The sequence below is a fragment of the Nocardioides aequoreus genome (genome assembly GCF_000720335.1).
Lineage (GTDB): Bacteria > Actinomycetota > Actinomycetes > Propionibacteriales > Nocardioidaceae > Marmoricola > Marmoricola aequoreus.
In genome coordinates, this window is record NZ_JOJN01000002.1 from 741809 (window position 1) to 762228 (window position 20420).

Here is a 20420-nt window from a genome sequence, read left to right on the forward strand (position 1 = left end):
CCGGCGCGAGGCCGCCGGACGACGCCTCAGCCGATCGCCAGCTCGCTGACGAGACCGTCGGTGAGGGTGAAGCGGTAGTCGAGGTCGGCGACGCCGCCGGGGAAGTCGCCCTCGAGGTGGAGGACGGCCACCCAGTGGATGTCGTCGAGGCGGCGGGCCGCGACGAGCTGGGTCGTGTAGGTGAACTCGCTCCCCGCGTGCAGCAGGAAGTCGCGGACCTGCTCGGTGCCGCGGAAGGTCTCGCCCTGGTCGGTGACGACGACGTCCTCGGTGAGGCAGCGCAGGGCGGCGCTCGCCTCCCTGGCGGTGTGGGCGGCGAGGAACGCGCGGATCGTGGTGGGCAGCTGGTCGGGGTGGATGTCCTGCGTGGTGGTCATGGGGCGAGCGTGGGGCCGGCCGCCGGTGGAGGGTCAAGCACTGGACCCTCCCTCGGGGGGAGGGTGCACACTGCGCGGGTGCGATCCGGCCTGAGCATCGGGGAGTTCTCCCGGCTGACCCACCTGAGCGTGCGCACGCTGCGCCGCTACCACGAGGGCGGGCTGCTCGTGCCCTCCCACGTCGACGACCTCACCGGCTACCGCTACTACAGCGCGGCGCAGATCCCCACGGCCCAGGTCATCCACCGGCTGCGGGAGCTCGACGTGCCGCTCCCCGCCGTACGCCGCATCCTCGACGCCGGTGATCCCGGCGCGCGCTCCGCGCTGGTGGCCGAGCACCTGCGCCGACTGGAGTCCGAGCTGGACCGGACCTGGGCCGCGGTGCGCTCGCTGCGGAGGCTGCTGGCGCCCGAGCCCGCCCCGGTGCAGGTCGAGGTGCGCAGCCTCCCGGCCACCACGGTGGCCGCGGTGGAGGACGACGTCGAGCTCGACGACGTCCTGGGCTGGTACGCCGGCGCCATGGCCGAGCTCGACGCGACCCTCGACGGCCCGCTCGGCACCCCCGGCGGCGTGTACGACAACGCGCTCTTCGAGACCGGGCGGGGGCACGTGCTCGTGCACCGGCCCACGCAGGACCCACCCAGCCGGGGACGGGTGCGCCCTGTCGAGCTGCCCGCCGTCGAGCTGGCCGTGGCCACCCACGTCGGTGACCACGACGACATCGACGTCACCTACGGCGAGGTCGGAGCCTGGGTGGTGGCCAACGCCCTGTAGGTCGCCGGACCCATCCGCGAGACCTACCTGGTCGGACCGCGAGACACCGAGGACCCCTCCACCTGGCGCACCGAGATCGGGTGGCCGGTCTTCCCGGTCACCGACTCCCTCGCGCCCCGCTGACGGCCCACCGGCTCAGACGCCGTCGGGGGCCAGCACGATGTCGAAGGCGACCCGCGACCACGTGGATCCGCCGAGGTCCCGCCCGTCGGGGGTCGGAGTGCCCGCCGGCTGCTCGACGAAGTCCTTGACCAGCGAGTCCTTGACGCCGAAGACGCTGTCGCGCTCGAGCAGCTCGTCGCCGCGGACGAAGATGTGGGTGACCAGGGTCCGGCTCTCGGGGGCGCTGACCATGAAGTGCAGGTGCGAGGCCCGCATCGGCGAGCGACCGGTCGCCTCGAGCATCCGGCCCACGGGGCCGTCGTGCGGGATCGGGTAGGGCGTCGGGGTGATGGCCCAGAAGTGGAAGGCGCCCGCGTCGTCGCTGAAGAGATGGGCGCGACCGGCCACGCGGTCGTCGTCGTACTGCACGTCGTAGAAGCCGTCCTCGTCGGCCTCCCACACCTCGATGCGGGCGCCCGCCACCGGCTTGCCGTCGGTGTCGCGGACCGTGCCCTCCACCCAGCAGGGTTGGCCGTTGGCGGGACCGGCGATGTCGCCCCCGAGGTCGATGCGAGGGGCGTCCTCGACGAAGAAGGGGCCGAAGACGGTCGCCTCCGTGGCGTCGGCGTAGGCCTCGTTGTTGATGGCGATGGTCTGCATGGAGGCGCCGAGGGTGTCGGAGAGCAGGATGAACTCCTGGCGCCGCTCGTCGGTGATGTGACCCACGGCGGTGAGGAAGTCGATGCCCTGCCGCCACTCCTCCTCGGTGAGCCGGACGTCGCGCAGGAAGGCGTGCAGGTGGGTCACGACTCCCTGCACGAGCTGCTTGAGGCGGGGGCTCTCGGTGCCGTCGAAGGAGTCGAGGACCGCCCGCACCAGGCTCTCCTCACGCTCGCGCTGCTCGGCACTGATCTCCGGACCGGTCTCTGGGCTCATCGGGGGTCTGCTCCTTCCCAGGCGCGGCGCAGGAGGTCCCCGAGGACCTCGACGCCGACGTCGGCGGGGTTGCTGGGGGGTACGACGGGAAGGATCGCGCGCGCCGCGTCGGGGATCTGCGACTCCTCGAGGCCGACGTCGCGCAGGGCGCGCGGCGCGTCGAGCCGGGCGCGCAGGCGCTGCAGCCCCGCCAGGCCGTCGTCGGCCCCGAAGGCGCGGGCGATGCGGGCGTCGGCGGCCGGCGCCGCAGGACCGTTGAGGGCAAGGACGTGGGGCAGCACGATGGCGTGCGTCGGGGCGTGCGGCAGGTCGTACCGCCCGCCCAGGACGTGACAGATCTTGTGGTGCAGCCCCGACCCGGCGGAGGCGAAGGCGACCGCCGACAGGTACGCGCCGTACAGCGTCTCCTCGCGCCCCTCCAAGGCGGTGGGGTCCGCGGCGACGCGTGGGAGCCCGGCGTCGAGCGCCCGGATGCCCTCCGTGGCCAGGGCCTGGTCGATCGGGTCGGTGTGCGGCGACCACATCGAGTCGACGCAGTGCGCCAGCGCGTTGAGCCCCGAGGCCACGCTCAGCCCGACCGGCAGCGAGAGCGTCAGCGAGGCGTCGTAGACCACGGTGCGGGGCAGCACCCGCGGGTCGACGCCGGTGGTCTTGGTCGACCCCTCGGTCAGCCCCCAGACGTTCGTGGCCTCCGAGCCGGCGTACGTCGTGGGGACGGCGACGATCGGGAGGCCGGTGGTGAGCGCGACCGCCTTGGCGAGGCCGGTCGTGGAGCCGCCGCCGACGCTGACCAGCACGTCGGCGTCGTGGGCCGCGGCCGCGGCACGGGCGCGCTCGGCGACGGGGACGGGCACGTGCATGACGACCTCGTCGTGGACGTGGGCGACCGGCAGGCCGCCGGTGACGCGGGCCGCCAGCTCGGCCTCGGAGGCGCCGGCGACGACCATGACCCGGCTCCAGCCGCCCTCCTCGACCTCCGCCGCGAGCGCCTCGGCCGCCTGCCCGGACCCGAAGCGGACCCGCTGCCCCAGGGTGTCGTGCCGGAAGGAGAGGCTCACTCGCCGCTCCCCCGGCCGGGCGTCCGCCCCAGCACCTGCCTCAGGGCGGTGCCCAGCTGGCCCGCGGGGTCGTCCGGCAGGCTGTGCGAGCGCCAGGCGATGTGCTTGTCGGGGCGGACCAGCAACGCACCGCCCTCGTCGACCTCGCGCAGCTTGGCCCAGTCGTAGTACAGGTCGGTGACCTCGCGGCCGGGACCGATGACGACCGCCTCCACCGGGACGCCCAGCTCGGCGGAGACCTCGGCCGCCGCCTCCTCCCACGCCTCGCCCGCGATGCCGGTGACGAGGGTCCAGCGGTCGTAGGGGGCGAGGTCCATCATCGCGAGCTTGACCTTGTGGTCCCCCACCCACGCGTGCGGCAGGTGCGAGCCGGGCACCGTCGAGGCCTCGTAGTAGAGGTCCGGGTCGCGGGTGGGCTCCGGCCGGGTGGTGCCGTCGGAGGCGATCGCGCTCGACTCGTAGAACTGGCCGAGCTCGACGCCGTGGGCGTTGAACTCGTAGTTCTTCAGCTCCATCGCCTTGACCAGCGCCGCGCGCTTGGCAGCACCCTCGGGGGTGTTGGCCTTGCGCTCCTCGATGGCGGCGACCATCTCCTCCTCGGTCTCGGCCTCGGTCACGCCGAGCGCCACGAAGAGGTCGACGAACTCGCGGCTCGACCGGTTGGCGCGCTTGACGATGCGCTCGGCCACGGGCGCCCTCTCCACGGAGTAGGTCTCCAGCAGGGACGGGTCGGCCTGGCCGCGCAGGACGGCCGCGAGCTTCCAGGCGAGGTTGTAGGAGTCCTGGATCGAGGTGTTGGAGCCCAGGCCGTTGCTCGGCGGGTGGCGGTGGACGGCGTCGCCGGCGCAGAAGACGCGGCCGGACTGCAGGTGGGTCGCGTACATCTCGTTGTTGCCCCACAGGGAGGTGCCCGTGATCTCGACGTCGAGGTCGGGCATGCCCAGCAGGTTGCGCACGATCTGCGTCGCCGCGGCCTCGTCGACGACCGGCGGCGGCTCGGCGATGTCGTAGCCCCACACGATCAGCCACTCGTTCCACGGCCGGATCATGCGGACGAGCCCGGCGCCGATGCCGCCGACGTTGGAGCCCGGCTGGATCACCCAGTAGAGGACCGAGGGACGGTGGTCGCAGTAGGCGCTGATGTCGGCCTTGAAGGTGATGTTCATGGAGCCGGCGATGTCCATGGCGCCCTCGAAGGGCAGGCCGACGTCGGCAGCGACCTTGGAGCGCGCACCGTCGGCGCCGATGAGGTACTTCGCCCGGATCGTGTACGGCGCGCCCGTGACGCGGTCGAGGACCCGCACGTCGACGCCGTCGGCGTCCTGGGTGTGGGAGAGGTACTCGGTGGAGAACCGGGAGTGGGTGCCGCGTGCGGTGGCGTTGCGGACCAGGATCGGCTCGAGGTAGGTCTGGGGGATGTCGACGATGAGGCTGGGCGAGGCCAGCTGGTAGTCGGCCTCCCGGGCGGCGCTCGTGCCCCAGGTGTGGATGCGGCCGATCTCCTCACCAGCGATCGACGTGCAGAAGACGGTGTCCCCGACCAGGCTGTGCTCCGTGGCGTCGGCCAGCACCTGCTGCTCGATGCCCATGTCGCGGAAGATCTCCATCGCGCGCTGGTTGGTGATGTGCGCGCGCGGGGTGTTGGCCGTCCACCGGTACTTCGTGATCATGATGTTGGGCACGCCGAGCGTGGCGAGGAAGAGCGCGGCGGCCGAGCCCGCGGGGCCGGAGCCGACGATCAGCACGTCGGTCTCCACCAGGCCGGAGGTGGGGAGCTCGGTCTCCTGCTGGCCGTCGTCGAACACTGGCACGTGATCCACCCTCCTCGTCCGGCGCCCCGCCGGTGTGCCGGCCAGTGTCCGCGTCGGCGCGGAGGGTGTCGACGGTGTGACCGGCATCTCGGCGCGTCTGCGCACCGATGGCCGATCCACGAAGGTCGACCTCTGCTCGCGCCGCGACGGCTGTCGCGCTCAGAGAGCGAGCGGGAGGGCGCGGGCGGTCGCCGCCCTGCGACGCACCTCGCTGGCGGTCTCGCCGAAGTGCGTCGTGAACGCACTGGAGAAGTGGGCGGCCGAGGCGAAGCCGCACTGGTGGGCGACCTGCGCGATCGTCGTCGACGATGCTGCGGGCCCCTCCAGGAGCCTGCGCGCCGCGTCGAGGCGACGCCCCAGGAGATACGGGCGGAAGCCGGTGCCGGTGGAGGCGAGGACCCGCGAGAGGTGCCGGGTGCTGAGCCCGATGGCGGCCGCGACGACGTCGGCGGACAGGCTCGGGTCCGCGAGGTGCTGCTCGATATAGGTGTGCGCCGCGGCGCGGTGCGCCGCCGAGGGGTCGCGCTCGGCCCTGCCGGTGAGCGCGGCCACGAGGTCGAGGAGGCTGTCCTCCTCGGTGGGGGTGGCGCCGTCCTCGCGCGCGGCGCGACCCACGGTCCTGGCCAGGGTGTGGGCCACCGCGTTGGCGCCCGCCTCGAAGCTCACCACGCGCGGCTGGTCGACCCGCTCGATGCCGGTGACCTCGGCGAAGAGCGGGCGCGGGACCTTGACCACCAGCTCCTCCAGGCCCTGGGAGAAGCCGCGCATGAAGGGCCGGTCGGCGTCACACATCAGCAGCTGCCCCGGACGCAGCTTGCGGACGCCGTCGTCGTGGTAGAAGAACGCCTCGCCGACCAGGCTGAAGAACAGCGCCACCGACTCCGCCGGACGCCGGCGCACCAGGCCGAGGTCGCGCTCCACGACGTGCGAGCTCCCCCGCACACGCGCCAGGTGCAGCCGGTCGACCTGCACGTTGACCTCGGTCGCCTCCAGCACGCCCCCCGAGAGCGTGCGGCAGCGCAGGCCGATCAGGGCGTCCTCGTTGTGCGTCTCCCACAGCTCGACGCGCTGCTCGAGGGGCAGGCCGACCGTGGAGAACGCGCGAGGCGCGGCGCCGCCCGCGGTGCTGCCTGAGGGGGCACCCGTCCGGGTGCCCGACGAGGCCCGCGGCGGTGCGTCCGGCATGGGCCGAGACTACCTGTGACCCCAGTCACGACCGGTCCCTCACGAGCGTCCCGCGCGGACCCCTCCCCGACCTCCTCAGCCGGCCGAGCCGGGCCGCGGCACCACCCGCTGCTCCTCGAGCAGGTCGAGGAGCGCCTCGAAGGCGTGCGGCGTCGAGCGGTACGCCGTGAAGCCGCGCTCCCGGCTGCGGGTCATGTCGGTCAGGCACTCGACGTCGCGACCGAGGTCGCTGTCGGTGTGCCACCACGACGCGACCCGCGAGAGGTCGGGCTCCACGAGCCCGTCGCGCTCGGCGATCCGTGACCACGTGCCCTCGGCGTCGTCCCACGCGGCGATCTGCTCCTCGAGCGGGCGGGGCGCGTCGGCGTACCCCTCCCACGCGACGCCGAGCCGGTCCGCGAGCCGCGGCCACAGCCAGCGCCAGCGGAAGACGTCACCGTTGGCGATGTTGAAGGCCGTGTCGGCCGCCTCCGGCGTCGTCGCCGCCCACACCATCTGCTCGGCGTTGATGCCGGCGTCGGTCATGTCGACCAGCCCGTTCCACTGCGTCTCCGAGCCGGGGAAGACGAAGGGCCGGCCCGCCTCGCGGCACAGGGCGGCGTACGCCGCGAGCGTCTGCCCCATGTTCATGGCGTTGCCGACGGCGTGGCCGATGATCGTGTGGGCGCGGTGGACGCTCCAGGCGAAGCCGTCGCGCTCGGCGGCGGCGAAGAGCTCGTCCTCCTGGGCGTAGTAGAAGTTGTCGTAGGGCAGCCGCGGCTCGTCCTCGTGGAAGGGCGAGTCGGGCATCTCGCCCTGGCCGTAGGCCTCGAAGGGGCCGAGGTAGTGCTTGAGGCCGGTCAGCAGGGCGACGTGGCGCACCGAGCCCGCGCCGCGGACGGCGCCGAGCAGGTCGCGCACGAGCGCGCCGTTGACCTCGATGTTCTCCGCCTCGGTGGGCTGGCGGATCCAGGCGGTCAGGAAGACGTGCGTCGGCTCGTGGCCCGCCAGCGCCCGCTCCAGCGCCGTGGGGTCGGTGAGGTCGGCACTGACCGGCTCGACGCCGTCCACCGGCGTACCCCCGCTGCGGGAGAGGCCGAGGACGCGCCAGCCCTGCTCCACCAGCAGGCGGCACAGGGCGGAGCCGGCGATGCCGGTCGCGCCGACGACCAGGGCGGTCGGGTGGTCAGGGGCGGTGCTGGCGGAGTTGCTCGGGAAGGTGCTCACGTCGTTGGTTACCCGCTGTCACCGATCCCTTCACCTGTGTCGCTGGTCATGGCAGCCTGCCGGTGACGAGGAGGACGACGTGTCACTGCCGCGCAGCTATCCGCCCGACCTCTACCGCGGGGAGGGCGGCGAGGTCTCCGCCTGGCTCCGTGGCCGTGACACCGAGCCCGAGATCACCTACGCCAGCGGCGGGACCTGCGAGTACCTCGCCCGTGGGGACCAGACCGAGGGACGCTTCGGCCTCTACCGCTGGACCTTCGGCGAGGAGGAGACCGGGCCCGACGCCCACTTCCACCGGTCGATCTCCGAGCAGTTCTACGTGCTCTCCGGCGAGGTGCGGCTCTACGACGGTCGCGCCTGGATCACCGCGCGGCCCGGCGACTTCCTCTACGTCCCCGAGGGCGGGCTGCACGCCTTCCGCGGCGGGGGCGGCGCCTCGATGCTGCTGATGTTCGCCCCCGGCGGCCCCCGCGAGGACTACTTCGAGACCCTGGCCCGCCGCGAGGAGATGACCGAGGAGCAGCGCGCGGCCTTCATGATCCGCCACGACACCCACTGGGTCTGAGCCGCGGACCTGTCAGCGCACCGGCAGGACCAGTCCGTCGATGGTGACCGGCTTGGTCCTGGCTGCCGGCGAGAGGCGCAGGACGCCCTTGGCCGTGGCCGGACCCGGCAGCCGCAGCAGCTGCCGGTGGCGCGTGGTGCGGCTGGTGAGGTCGACGACGCCGTACGAGCGAGCCCCGAGGTGCACCCGCACCTTGCCGCACCTCGCGCAGGTGGTGGCCAGGATCCACCCACGGTTGGCGACTCGGCTGGAGGTCGCGAGCGACGCCGTGGTCCCGCGCAGCTGGGTCGCGGCCCTCCGGTGGTAGGCGCCGGACGCCTTCGCGCGGGTGGTGCCGCGCCGCTTGAGGGCCCGGTCGTCGAGCGCCACCGACGTGCAGGTCGCGGCGGACCAGCCCGACACGTTCCCCGCGGCGTCGGCGGCCCTGGTCGAGAAGCACGCCGTCTGGCCGGCACGCAGCCCCGTGACCCGCAGTCGCCCCGCCGGGACCTGCTGCCAGCGCGCCGGGGAGGACCAACCGCCCAGCGATCGACCCGGCGAGCCCACCCGCCACCGCACCGTCATGGGCTGCGCGGCGAGCGCGACGTCGTCGCGCGCCGTCAGCGACAGGTCGAGGCTGCTGGAGAAGGACGCACGAGGCAGCGCGCCCACCCGCGCGGTCGGGGCCACCGCGTCGACCGTGGAAGGAGGCGTCACGGGCATGGTGAAGCGGTTGCTGAGCACATCAGCGCTGCCCTGGGCCGCTCCCTGCGCTCTCATGATCAGCATCCCCTCCGTCCCTGCCGGCCACGGCAGGGACACCGAGCGCTGCCCACCCGGTACGTCGATGCAGTCGGGTCCGGTCTCGATGGTGAAGACGCGCACCGGCTCCTCGTCAGGACCCGCGGTGTGCTGCCAGGTGACCTTGACCCGGCCGTTGGCCGGGTCGACGACCGCCTTGAGGTCGGTCGGCGGTGACGGGGCCGGGACCGGGGTGGCGCGCATCGTGGAGGTCACGGCGCGACCCGCGAGGTTCCACGCGGTGACCGTGACGTCGTACGGCACGCCGTTCGCCAGCTGGGTGACCACGGCGCTGTCGGCGTCGCCTGCCACCTCCGCGCGACCGAAGCGACGGTCGAGGCCGCGCGTCGCACTCGCGGTGACGTGGTAGGCCCGGATCTGCTGCCCCGGCGCTCGCTTCCAGCGCACCACGACACCGCTCTCCACACCGGCCGCCGTGACGTCGGGGACGGTGGGTGGCGCGACGCCGCTGAGCGGGCCGGGGACGGCGCTCGCCACGACACCGGGGAGCCTCGCGGCGTACGCCCGGCGACCGGAGACCCAGCCGACCGTGGGCACCTGCCCACGTGAGACGGCCACCGCGCTCTCCCCTGCCTCCCTCGGCGCAGCCGCGGCGGCGAGCAGGCGCCACGTGCCGCCCAGGCTGCCCGTCAGCGGGGTCCAGCGCAGGTCGCCGCCGGACGCGCGTGCCACCAGGAACCCGTTGCCCAGGAGCGGCTCGCCCGGAGCGACGAACCGGCGGGGAGGGTGCACCCCGGCCCTGTCGACCAGCAGCAGGCTCGGCTCCGGGAACGGCACCGCACACGACACCAGCATCCAGGACCCGGCGACCTGCACCTCGTTGACGTGGCACCCGACGGGGATCTCGGCCGCCGTCCCCGAGGCGAGGTTCGTCGCCACGACGCTCGTGCCCGGACCGCCCGGCACCTGGCCCCCGGGGATGTAGGAGACGCCGCTCTGGAGCGCCGTGGAGGTCCTGGAGGTGTGCGGCGGCCGGATGGATCCGGTGCGCGAGTCCAGGACGAAGCCCCCGGACGAGGCGGAGAAGCGGGCGTCGGCCTGCGCGACCCCCGAGAGGTTGCTCCGTGCCACCACGCCGGCCGGGCTCCTGTGCGCCGAGTAGTGGCCCTGCCACCCCGACTTCGACCACGCCGTGCCACCCTCACCGGCCGCGAGGCCGGGGCGTGCGTCGGAGTCGAGCAGCGTCGACCGCCCCGCCGTGCCGCCCGCGAAATCGACGATGCGCTCGCGGACGCCGCCGAGGTGCCCCGAGTCGTCCACCGTGACGACCCGCGCGCCGTCGACGGCGATGCCGCGGTGCCACGCCCTCACCGGGTCGACGGGCATCACTGGCGTGACCGCACCGTCGCTCACGTCGAGGTCGACGACCGCGGCCGATCCCGGGGCGTCGCCCGTGACGGCCAGGACGTGCCCGTCGGTCGAGGCGACCACCGAGTGGGCCCATCGAGCCAGGGTGCGGGCCGACCCGTCGGCGGCCACGGCGACGAGCGGCTGACCCGGGTCGGCGCCCCACGTGCCGTCGTGACGCGGGGCACTGGAGACCAGGACCTCCTCGCCCACGGGCAGCAGTCGGTAGGCGTCCTCGTACACCCGGTCGCCGGCGGAGACGCCCGTGCGTCGGCGTACGGCGCTGGGCTCCCCGGTGAGCGGATCGATGGTCACCGTGCAGAGCGCGCGTCGTTCCTGGCCGTCGTACCTGCCCTGCCAGGCGACGACGCCCTCGTTGACGGCCCAGGTGCTGCCGTGGGCCGTGGGGCAGTCGGGCTCCGTCGAAGCGACGAAGGTCGCGTGGCTCGTCGCCGTGTCGACGAGGAGGAGCCCGTTCGTGACGTCGGGGCGGGTGTACTTCAGCAGGGCGAGCGACCCGTCGGACACGCCCTTGCCTGCGGCGGAGGGACGGACGTCGGCAGGGACGCCGGTCACCGGTCGAGGCGCCCCGCCCGTCCATGGGAGCAGGCTCAGCGGTGCCTCGGCCGACGCGTCCGACCGCAGCAGCAGGCCGTCGGCGGAGTAGTCGAGAAGGGTGTGGGCCGCGGGCACGGCGAGCCGGGACCACGCGTCGTCGTCCAGCTGACGGTGCCGCACCTCGCTCGGTGGGCCGAACGAGGTCCACGACCCCACCAGTCGATCACCGACGACGCCGCCGATCCCCTCGGAGGACTCCTCCAGGGCACCCTGCGGGCTCCGCACCCGGGTGACCGACGCACCCATGCCGTCCGGCCCACTGTCGGGAGCCGGATCGAGCTCGTCCTCGAACGCCACGTGACCGTCGTCGCTGCGCCCGACCAGGCGTACGGCGCGCGGGTCCGCCCGCCACTCCGCCCCGAGCTCGACGACCGTGGGCTGGTCCGTGGCCGCCTGTGCCCCCGGCGCCGCGGCGATGGCGAGGGAGGAGCCCAGCAGACCGGCCACCGCCAGCCAGCGCGCACCCATGACCCGTCCGAGCACCGCGTCCCCCAACTCCCGAACCGGCCGAGCCGGTGCTGGATCATAGGACGCCGATGGCTCTCCCGACAGCCGAACGCCGAGGCCGGGAGCGCGACAACCTGCTGATGCACGCCGGTGTGGGCATCGCGCTGGGCGTCGTGCGCGCGCTGATGGCACAGGTCGGGCTGCGTGGGCCGTGGGCGTCCGCGCAGTTCGCGGTCGTGCGGCTGACCAACGACCAGATCCTCGAGAACGCCACCGGCGTCGGCGCGCCACCACAGACGTGGCCTCGCGCCGAGCTGGCCGTCGACCTGCTCCACAAGACGGTCTACGGCCTCGCGACGGGACTCGTCGCCGACGCCCTCGTGCCCGCGACGGGCTCGGCCCGGGTCAGCAGCACGCGGCGCGTGCGCCGGGGCGTCGTACGGACGTGGGACCGATCCCTCGTGGGCATGGCTGGGGACGCGCTCCCCGCGCTTGAGGCTCAGCCCGTCACGAGCCGCACGACCCCCCGGACGACCAGGAAGGTGCCGGCGGCCGCGACCAGGAGGACGACCAGGGTCCGGCCGTGCTGGTCGATCAGGTCGTGCAGGCGGGTGAGCACCCGCTCGGCGACCGCCGGAGCCAGCGCGGTGGCCGCGACCGGACCCCAGGCGGGCAGGCAAACGACGCCGACGAGCAGCACCGCGGCGACGACGCACGAGGCGGTCGCGAGGTCGCTCGACGCGATCTCCTTGGCGGCCGGGACGACGAGCGCGAGCGACGTGACGTTCGTGGCCATCGAGAAGGCACCGAAGCCGAACGCGCGGGACGGGGACATCCGCTCGCGGGGCGGCTTCGCCCGCGGCGGGCGCTCCCGCTGCAAGCGCCACAGCACCAGCGCGAGAAGGAGCAGTGCGGCCCCCACGGCGAGGTCGAGCGAGGCGTTCAGCCGCGGCGCCTGCGGCAGCGAGAGCGACTGACCGGCCGTCACCACGACGCCGACGAGGGCCGAGAGGACGACGGCGGTGCCGGCGGCGTACCGCCAGGCGAGCCTGCGACCACCCGGCGCCGCCAGGATCACCGCCTGCTCGGTGAGCATCACCGGGCTCACCGCCGCTGCCAGCGCCAGCGGAAGCACGACGGCGAGCAGGTGGAGCACGCGCCGACGGTAGCGTCGGAGGTGCGGCCTGGCGAGCGACGCGGACCGCGCACGCGAGGAGGTCTGCGGATGCCGGGGACGACGACCACGCCCGAGGTGCTGTGGCGGCCGGGCTGCCCCTTCTGCCTGAAGCTGCGCGTGGCGCTGCGGGTGCTCGGCGTACGGGCCGAGTGGCGCAACATCTGGGAGGACGACGACGCGCGGGCGCTCGCGCGCGAGCACAACGGCGGCGACGAGACCGTGCCGACCGTGCGCGTGGGCGAGCGGTGGCTGACCAACCCCTCGGCGCGCGAGGTACGCCGGCTCGCGAAGGGCTGAGCCGACGGTGACCTCTCTCCTCGGCCCGGAAGGCACCCCGCTGCGGCGTACGCGGTCGGTCCTGACGTTCTTCGTCGTCGCCCTGCTCGGGGTCGCGATGGTCGCGGCGGCGCTGGGGCGGGTCGCGCCGATCGTCTGGGCGCTGGTCCTGGCAGCGGTGCTCGTCGGTGGCCACCTGTGGTCATGGCCTCGGGAGGCGGGCCGGCCCGTCGCGACGGCGGAGCTGACACTCGATCTCCGCACCACCCTTTTCACCGGTGTGGCCGTGGGCGTGGCGAGCGGCTTCGCCGTCGTCGTCCAGGGCGGCAGCGCCGGTCAGGGACTGGTGCAGACGGCTGTCACCACGGTGCTCGCCGTACCGCTGCTCTTGCTGCTGCGGTGGTGGGGTCTCCGGAAGGGCTGACGCGGGGTCTCGACAGGCTCGACCGGCAGAGAGCACGGCCGGCCAGCGGGTGGGTCAGCCGGCGGCGAGGGCCTCGAGGGTGATGTCAGGATGGTCGCGCTCGGTCTTGGTCGCGCGCCACTGGTCGGGGAAGAGCGCGAGCAGCGAGCCGTCGCGGCGCTCGAGCACCTCGACGCCGCGGATCGTGCTGAGCACGTCGAGCGCGTCCTTGTCGGTACGCCGCGCGAGCGCGAAGCCGAGCGGGGAGAGCCGCACGGGGCAGTTGAACTCCGCCTCCATCCGCGCCTGCACCACCTCGAACTGCATCGGCCCGACCGCGGCGAGCACGGGGCTGCGGTCGCCGCGCAGGTCCGAGCGCAGCACCTGCACGACGCCCTCCTGGTCGAGCTGCTCGACGCCCTTGCGGAACTGCTTGTCCTTGCTGATGTCGGACGCCGTGCACGTGACGAAGTGCTCGGGGGCGAAGGTCGCGATCGGCGGGTAGGTGACGGGGTCGCCGACGTAGACCGTGTCGCCGACGCGCAGCGCGTTGGCGTTGACCAGGCCGATGATGTCGCCGGGGCTGGCGGTCTCGACCGAGGAGAGCTCGCGGCCGAAGACGGCCTGGGCGTACTTCGTGGCGAAGGGCTTGCCGCTCGGGCCGTGCGTCACGACCATGCCGCGCTCGAAGGTGCCCGAGCAGACGCGGGCGTAGGCGAGCCGGTCGCGGTGGGCGGCGTTCATGCCCGACTGGACCTTGAAGACGAAGGCGCTGAAATCGTCGTCGACCTCGCGCGGCGTGCCCTCGACCGTCTCCAGCGCGTGCGGCGCGGGGGCGAGCTCGAGCAGGCGCTCGAGCAGCTGCGCGACGCCGAAGTTGAGCAGCGCGGAGGCGAACATGACCGGCGTCGTGCGGCCGGCGAGGAAGGCCTCCTGGTCGTGGTCGGCGCCGTCGGCGGCGAGCAGCTCGTCGCCGTCGACCGCGACGGCCCACAGGTCGCCCTCGACCTCGAGCGCCTCGTCGGAGCCCATCCGGCGCTCGGGCGCGATCGTCGCGCCACCCGCGGTGCGGGTGTACTGCACGAACTCACCCGTGGTGCGGTCGAGCACGCCCTTGAAGTCGCCCGACTCCCCCACCGGCCAGGTGATCGGCGTGGGGCGCAGACCGATCTGCTGCTCGATGAGGTCCATCAGCTCGAGCGGGTCGAGGCCCGGGCGGTCCCACTTGTTGATCACGGTGATGACCGGGATGCCGCGCAGCGCGCAGACCTTGAAGAGCTTCAGCGTCTGCGGCTCCATGCCGCGCGCCGCGTCGACGAGCATCACCGCGGAGTCGACGGCCGAGAGCACCCGGTAGGTGTCCTCGGAGAAGTCGCTGTGGCCGGGGGTGTCGACGAGGTTGATGACGTGGCCGTCGTACTCGAACTGCAGCGCCGCCGAGGTGATCGAGATGCCGCGCTGCTGCTCCATCTCCATCCAGTCGGAGACGGTGCCCTTGCGGCCGGACTTGCCGTGCACCGCGCCCGCCTCCTGGATCGCGCGGGCGTGCAGCGCGAGCGCCTCGGTCAGCGTGGACTTGCCGGCGTCGGGGTGGCTGATGACCGCGAAGGTACGCCGCGGGCGGCGGTCGGGGGTGCTCATGGGGGCGCTGCTCCTGCTCTGGGTGGACCGCCCGCCAGGGTACGTCGTTGCGGCGAGGGCTCAGGCCGCGCGTGCGTACGGCGCCCGCCCGCGCACCGCGGGGCGGGCCAGGCCGGAGGCGACCCAGGCGGTCGCCGCGACTCCGACCGCCAGCAGCGTCGAGGCGACGACGTCGCTCGGACGGTGCCACTGCAGCGCGACGGTCGAGAGCCCCGCGAGGCCGGTGACGCCCGCCGCGAGCAGCCAGGCCCAGCCGCGGCCGTGCAGGCCGAGCGCGACGACGAGCCCCGCGGCGAGTCCCGCGACGGCGGCCGTGTGACCGCTGGGCAGGCTGTTGGAGCCGTAGGCACTCGCGCCGTCGAGCAGCTCGGGGCGCACCAGCACCGCCTTGAGCACCTGCGCGCCCAGCACCGTGCCGAGCACGGTCAGGCCGCCGGCCGCGGCGGCGCGCAGACCCCCGGCCGCCAGGCCGAGCAGGACCACGGCGACGCCGCCCAGGAGCACAGTGACGGGCGAGACGAGGCCGAGGACCTCGCCGGGCAGCTCCGCCCACCGCGACGACTGCGTGAGCGAGCCGAGGCGCAGCATCACCGCGGTGTCCCACGCCTGCCCGCCGGCAGTGCGCACGGCGACGGCGTACGTCGCGAGCAGGGCGGCACCGCTCAGCGCGGCCGTGGTGACGGCGACGCCGAGACGACCGGTGCTGGTGCGCGGCACGGGACCTCCTGCGGCTCGGACGGAGCCGCCATCCTGACCGGCGTACCTGAGGGAAGCCACAGAGCGCGCCGAGTGTCGCCTGCGGAAAAGTGCTCAGCGCCAGGTCGTCGAGCGGCGCGCCGCGTCGTACACCATGGCCACCTGGTCGTCGTCGAGCGACGGGCCGAGGCGCCGGAGCCACCCGGCGAGCTGCCGGCGTGGCACGACGTCGACGTCGGTGGGCTGACTCCTGACCACGACCTCGGCGGCGTTGACGGGGACGACGAGCCCGTGCACCGCGACGCTGAGCCCGCAGGCTCGGGAGAGCAGGTCAGCGGCGCGCGCCGCCTCGAAGCGGGCGTTGCGCACGTAGGGCTGCCGGAAGCCGTCGACGAGGAAGGTGCTGCCGCCGACCCAGATCTTCTTGCCGGGGTGGTGCTTGGCGTTGACGGTGAAGACGCCGCCCGGCCCGATCACGAGGTGGTCGATGTCGGAGCCGCGGGTGCCGATCGGGATGGCGTGCAGCGAGCGCCAGCGCGGGTCGCGGCGCTCGAGCTTGGTCAGCTGGGCGCCCACCTTCTCCTCACCCTTGGCCCCGAGCCGCCACGCCGTCTCCTCGGTGCGGACGCCGAGGAGACGGCCGAGGGTGGAGCGGACCGGGGCGGCGGCGTACGCAGCCTCGGCGGTCTCGCGGACGCTGGCGCCGGGTCGGTTGGTCGCCAGGTCGAGCCACGCGCGCTCGAGGACGGGCGCCGGCGGCTCGGGCGGGAGCGCGGCCGGGGGCGGGGCCGGAGTCGGGGTGTCGCCGAGCCGCCAGGCGACGGCCGCAGCCGTCACGGCGTCACGCCAGCGCTCCTCGGCGGGACGGACCTCGTCGGTCTTGAGGTCCCAGTAGCCCAGGTCGCCCCCTGCGGCGTCCCTGACGTAGAGCCGGTCGTGCCCGTAGCGACGCCACCGCGTCACCGTCGTCCCGTCCGCCGGTACGGCGAGCTCGCTCATCTCGGTCTCCCCCCGAAGACGTCGAGGATGCCTCGCGGCAGACGAGCTGTCAGACGAACCGGACAAAACGTGCGTGCAGAAATCCGTTCGTCTGTTGTCGGGCCCCGGACCTAGGCTCGTCGGGCCATGCGTGACTTCCCTCCCCTCGTCTCGACCTTCTGGTCGCCCTACGGGGAGCCGGTGGCGAAAGCGCCCGACACGCGGAGCCCGGTGCGCTTCCTGTGGTGGGTGCTGCGGCAGCAAGGCGGAGTGGTCGTCGTGGCCACGCTCTTCGGGGTGCTGTGGCAGCTGCCGCTGGTGGTCGGGCCCTGGATCTTCGGGCGGGCCATCGACACCGGTGTCGTGGGTCAGGACCCGGCAGCCGTGGCGGTGGGCGCGGGAGTGCTCCTGGCCGTCACGCTGGTGGGCGCCGTCTTCGGCATCCTGCTCCACACCCTGGTGGTGCGCAGCTGGCTGATCAGCCTCTACGGCACGACGAAGAACGTGACGCGCAAGGCCGCGCAGATGGGCCACGTGCTGCCCCGACGCTCGCCGACCGGCGAGATCCTCAGCGTGGCGTCCAGCGACTCCGACGAGTTCGGGGCACTGACCGAGATCATCGCCCGGGCGGGCTCGCAGCTGCTCTCCTTCCTCGCCGTGGCGGCGATCGTGCTCGCCACCTCGCCGCGGCTCGGCGTCGTGGTGCTGCTGGCGGCGCCGCTCCTGGTGGGCGTGGCGCTGCCCTTCCTCCGCCCGCTGCACCGGCGCCAGGAGCTCGAGCGCTCCCGCAACTCCGAGCTCACCTCCATGGCCACCGACATCGTGGCCGGGCTGCGGATCCTGCGCGGCATCGGCGGCGAGCGCACCTTCGGGCGCAACTACGCCGAGCAGTCGCAGCGCTCCCGCGCGGCCGGGGTCTCCGCCGGCATCTGGCAGGCCGTCATCGAGGCGCTCGGCGTGCTCTTCTCCGGCGTCTTCCTGGTGCTGCTGCTCTGGCTCGGCACCCGCGAGCTGCTCGCCGGACGGCTGACGGTCGGCGAGCTCATCGCCTTCCTCGGCTACGGCCTCTACCTGATCGGCCCGATCCGCACCTTCTTCGAGTTCGCGCAGAAGCTCACCCGCTCGCTGGTCAGCGCCCGCAAGGCGATCGCCATCTTCTCCCCCGACTCCCCGTGGCAGGAGCCGACCGCCGCCGCCCCGCTCGACGCCACCGCGCCCCTCACCGACGACCTGACCCGGCTGACGCTGCGACCCGGCCAGCTGACCGTGGTGGTCAGCGCCGTGCCGGAGGACTCCGCGCGGCTGGCCGATCGGCTCGGCCGCTACCTCCCGGCCGACACCGAGCCGGTGAGCGAGGAGCCCGAGCTGCGACTCAAGGGCCGCGCCGCGCGCCGCGCCCGGAGCGAGCGTGCGCGGCGGCGCGCCGAGATCGCCGCCCGCGACGCCGAGCGCACGCGTGGTCCGTGGGGCGTGCGGCTGGGCGAGGTCGACCTCGCCGCGGCCGCCATGGCCGACGTGCGCGCCACGATCCTGGTCAGCGACACCGGCAGCCAGCTCTTCGCCGGCACGCTGCAGGACGCCGTCGACCCCCACCGCCGGCTCACCCGCGAGCAGGCCGAGGAGGCGCTGCTGGCCGCCGACGCCGTCGACGTCTACGACGCGCTCCCCGGAGGCTGGCAGGGCGAGCTCGACGAGCGCGGCCGTGGCCTCTCGGGCGGCCAGCGCCAGCGGGTCGTGCTGGCCCGGGCCCTCGCCGTCGACGCTCCCGTGCTGGTGCTGGTGGAGCCGACCTCGGCGGTCGACGCCCACACCGAGGCGCGGATCGCCGAGCGGGTGAGCCGGGCGCGCGCCGGGCGCACCACCGTGGTGTGCACCGTCTCGCCGCTGTGGCTCCACCACGCCGACCGGGTGGTCCTGCTCGACGACGACCGGGTGGTCGCCGACGGGCGCCACGACGACCTGCTGGCGCACGACGCGGCCTACCGCGCGGTCGTGACCCGCACGATGCAGGAGGAGGAGGTCTCGCGATGACGGCGTCGCTGCTCGACACCTCCGCCGCCACCTGGCGCGACGACCCGGAGCCCGAGGACGTCGTCGACCCCCGGCTGCGCGTGCCGTACGACGCCCCACCGCGCGAGCGGCTCGCCGCCTGGCGTCGGCGCCACCGGCTGCGTCGCGAGCAGGCCGACGAGGTCTACGCCGCCTCGCGCCACCCGGCGCGGGGCTGGCCCGTCGCGGGCGACCGCGAGGTGCTGCGCTTCGCGCGCACCCTGATCGCCGAGCGCAAGCGCGCCTTCGTGGCGCTGGTGGCGCTCAACGCGCTGGCCGCGGCGACGGCGCTCGTCGTGCCCCGGCTGCTGGGCGACCTCGTCGACCTCACCGTCGAGTCCGACGGCGCCGGCGCAGGACGCATCGGGCTGCTCGTCGTGGGCGTGGTGGTGCTGCAGGCGCTCTTCACCTTCCTGGCGCAGCGCACCTCGACGCTCTTCGGGCAGGACCTGCTGGCCTCGGCGCGCGAGTACGTCGTGCACACCGTGCTGCGGCTGCCGCTGAGCCGGGTCGAAGGCGCCAGCACCGGCGACCTGGTGACCCGGGTGACGCGCGACGTCGGCACGATGAGCCGGGCGGTGCAGTTCGGCCTGCCCATGGCCATCATCTCGCTGCTCACCGTCGCCCTCTCGGTGGTGGCGATGCTGCTCAACTCGGTGCTGCTGGCGGTGCCGTCGCTGCTGGTGATCGGCACCAGCTACGTCGCGGTCCGCCGCTACCTGCGCGCCGCGCCGCGCGGCTACATCACCGAGGGCGCGACCTACTCCCGCATCAACACCACGCTCACCGAGACCGTCGAGGGCGCGCGCACCGTCGAGGCGCTCGGCCTCGCGGGCCGGCGGGTCCGGCAGGGCGACGACGACATCGAGGTCTCCGCGCAGGCCGAGCGCTACACGATGTCGCTGCGCAACCTGCTCTTCGCGGTCATCGACGTCGCCTTCAACACCCCGCGGGTGGTCACCCTCGCGGTCGGCGCGTGGGGCTACGCCTACGGCTACCTCTCGCTCGGCCAGATCACCACCGCCGTGCTGTACGTCGAGGCGCTCGCCGGTCCGCTCGACCGCCTCATCGGCGAGCTCGACCGGCTGCAGGTCGGCGCCACCTCCACGGCGCGACTGCTCGGCATCGCGGAGGTGCCTCCCGACCGCACGCCCCTCGACGTACGCCCCGACGGGCCGCGGCTGGTCGGGAAGGACCTGCGCTTCGCCTACCGCGAGGACCACGACGTGCTGCACGGCGTCGACCTCGAGCTGGCCACCGGCGAGCGGCTCGCGATCGTCGGGCCCTCCGGCTCGGGCAAGTCGACGCTGGGCCGGCTGCTCTCGGGCATCAACCGGCCCCGCACCGGCTCGGCCACGGTGGGCGGGGTCGCGCTGGTCGACCTGCCGCTGGAGGTGCTCCGCACCGAGGTCGCCCTGGTCACCCAGGAGCACCACGTCTTCATCGGCACGGTGCGCGACAACATCGTGCTGGCGCGCGAGGACTCCCCCGACGAGGCCGTCTGGAGCGCGCTCGCCGCGGTCGGCTCGCGCGACTGGGTCGAGCGGCTGCCGCGCGGACTCGACACCCGGATCGGGTCGGGCCAGCAGTCGCTGACGCCCGCCCAGGCGCAGCAGATCGCGCTGGCCCGACTGATCATCGCCGACCCCCACACGCTGGTGCTCGACGAGGCGACCTCGCTGATCGACCCGCGCACGGCGCGCTCGCTGGAGGGCTCGATGAACGCGCTGCTCGGCGGCCGCACCGTCGTCGCCATCGCCCACCGGCTGCACACCGCCCACGACGCCGACCGGATCGCCGTGGTCGTCGACGGCCGCATCGTCGAGCTCGGCAGCCACGAGGAGCTGGTCGACCGGCCCGACGGGGAGTACGCCGCCCTCTGGCGCGCCTGGACCTCCTGAGCTGCGATCTGTGCCGACTTTGAGTACGGGGCGCTGGAGTAATCCTTCGCCGCTCCGCGACCGGATACGGAA

Annotated in this window: 17 protein-coding genes; 6 read left to right on the forward strand and 11 right to left on the reverse strand. The window is 73.9% G+C overall.

The window, feature by feature from the left end; all coding sequences use genetic code 11:
* Positions 1–26: 26 nt before the first annotated feature.
* The gene (locus IG63_RS0106150; RefSeq protein ID WP_030483500.1) at positions 27–377 is read right to left on the reverse strand and encodes a nuclear transport factor 2 family protein; all 351 of its coding nucleotides are present in this window, start codon (positions 375–377) and stop codon (positions 27–29) included.
* 78 nt (positions 378–455) lie between these two features.
* Here IG63_RS0106150 and IG63_RS20455 point away from each other — a divergent pair, with 78 nt between their 5' ends.
* Entirely contained in the window at positions 456–1151 is a 696-nt protein-coding gene (locus IG63_RS20455; protein ID WP_245604343.1) for a MerR family transcriptional regulator, read from the forward strand.
* A gap of 135 nt (positions 1152–1286) precedes the next feature.
* Here the strand turns inward: IG63_RS20455 and IG63_RS0106160 are convergent, their stop codons facing one another.
* The 5 genes from IG63_RS0106160 to IG63_RS0106180 all read right to left on the reverse strand — a co-directional run bounded on the left by IG63_RS0106160 (position 1287) and on the right by IG63_RS0106180 (position 7449).
* A complete protein-coding gene (locus tag IG63_RS0106160) occupies positions 1287–2189 on the reverse strand; it encodes a dioxygenase family protein (protein WP_030483501.1) in 903 nt (300 codons plus the stop codon).
* The gene (locus IG63_RS0106165) at positions 2186–3247 is read right to left on the reverse strand and encodes a maleylacetate reductase (protein WP_030483502.1); all 1062 of its coding nucleotides are present in this window, start codon (positions 3245–3247) and stop codon (positions 2186–2188) included. The genes IG63_RS0106160 and IG63_RS0106165 overlap by 4 nt, the downstream gene beginning before the upstream one ends.
* Entirely contained in the window at positions 3244–5058 is a 1815-nt protein-coding gene (locus IG63_RS0106170; protein WP_030483503.1) for an FAD-dependent oxidoreductase, read from the reverse strand. Before IG63_RS0106170 ends, IG63_RS0106165 begins: the two co-directional genes overlap by 4 nt.
* 159 nt (positions 5059–5217) lie before the next feature.
* On the reverse strand, positions 5218–6243 hold the full coding sequence (locus tag IG63_RS0106175; protein WP_051706197.1) for a helix-turn-helix domain-containing protein: 1026 nt from the start codon (positions 6241–6243) through the stop codon (positions 5218–5220).
* Positions 6244–6318: 75 nt separating this feature from the next.
* Complete coding sequence (locus IG63_RS0106180; protein ID WP_030483505.1) at positions 6319–7449, reverse strand: SDR family oxidoreductase; 1131 nt, start codon at positions 7447–7449, stop codon at positions 6319–6321.
* 79 nt (positions 7450–7528) lie between these two features.
* Between IG63_RS0106180 and IG63_RS0106185 the strand changes: the two genes are divergently transcribed.
* Positions 7529–8014: a cupin domain-containing protein gene (locus IG63_RS0106185; protein WP_030483506.1), complete on the forward strand. Its 486-nt coding sequence runs from the start codon at positions 7529–7531 to the stop codon at positions 8012–8014.
* Between the two features lie 12 nt (positions 8015–8026).
* Here the strand turns inward: IG63_RS0106185 and IG63_RS0106190 are convergent, their stop codons facing one another.
* Positions 8027–11248 carry a fibronectin type III domain-containing protein gene (locus IG63_RS0106190; protein WP_030483507.1) on the reverse strand — a complete coding sequence of 1074 codons (3222 nt, stop codon included), beginning with the start codon at positions 11246–11248 and terminating at the stop codon, positions 8027–8029.
* Positions 11249–11726: 478 nt separating this feature from the next.
* Positions 11727–12383: a GAP family protein gene (locus tag IG63_RS0106195; RefSeq protein WP_030483508.1), complete on the reverse strand. Its 657-nt coding sequence runs from the start codon at positions 12381–12383 to the stop codon at positions 11727–11729.
* Positions 12384–12452: 69 nt separating this feature from the next.
* Here IG63_RS0106195 and IG63_RS0106200 point away from each other — a divergent pair, with 69 nt between their 5' ends.
* Both IG63_RS0106200 and IG63_RS0106205 read left to right on the forward strand, forming a co-directional pair.
* Positions 12453–12701, forward strand: a complete 249-nt coding sequence (locus tag IG63_RS0106200; protein WP_036194434.1) for a glutaredoxin domain-containing protein — start codon at positions 12453–12455, stop codon at positions 12699–12701.
* A 7-nt stretch (positions 12702–12708) separates the two neighbouring features.
* Positions 12709–13104, forward strand: coding sequence for a hypothetical protein (locus IG63_RS0106205; protein ID WP_030483510.1), 396 nt, complete (start codon positions 12709–12711; stop codon positions 13102–13104).
* Positions 13105–13158: 54 nt separating this feature from the next.
* Here the strand turns inward: IG63_RS0106205 and IG63_RS0106210 are convergent, their stop codons facing one another.
* The 3 genes from IG63_RS0106210 to IG63_RS20460 form a co-directional block, all read right to left on the reverse strand.
* Positions 13159–14724, reverse strand: coding sequence for a peptide chain release factor 3 (locus IG63_RS0106210; protein ID WP_030483511.1), 1566 nt, complete (start codon positions 14722–14724; stop codon positions 13159–13161).
* Positions 14725–14784: 60 nt separating this feature from the next.
* The gene (locus IG63_RS21355) at positions 14785–15441 is read right to left on the reverse strand and encodes a phosphatase PAP2 family protein (protein WP_051706198.1); all 657 of its coding nucleotides are present in this window, start codon (positions 15439–15441) and stop codon (positions 14785–14787) included.
* Positions 15442–15534: 93 nt separating this feature from the next.
* Positions 15535–16419 (reverse strand): nuclease-related domain-containing protein, encoded by an 885-nt coding sequence (locus IG63_RS20460; RefSeq protein WP_051706199.1) that lies wholly within the window; start codon positions 16417–16419, stop codon positions 15535–15537.
* 126 nt (positions 16420–16545) lie between these two features.
* On the opposite strand from IG63_RS20460, the gene IG63_RS0106225 reads away from it, so the two are divergent.
* Positions 16546–18429 carry an ABC transporter transmembrane domain-containing protein gene (locus IG63_RS0106225; RefSeq protein ID WP_030483514.1) on the forward strand — a complete coding sequence of 628 codons (1884 nt, stop codon included), beginning with the start codon at positions 16546–16548 and terminating at the stop codon, positions 18427–18429.
* Positions 18426–20348, forward strand: coding sequence for an ABC transporter ATP-binding protein (locus IG63_RS0106230; protein ID WP_030483515.1), 1923 nt, complete (start codon positions 18426–18428; stop codon positions 20346–20348). Before IG63_RS0106225 ends, IG63_RS0106230 begins: the two co-directional genes overlap by 4 nt.
* The last annotated feature ends 72 nt before the right edge of the window (positions 20349–20420 follow it).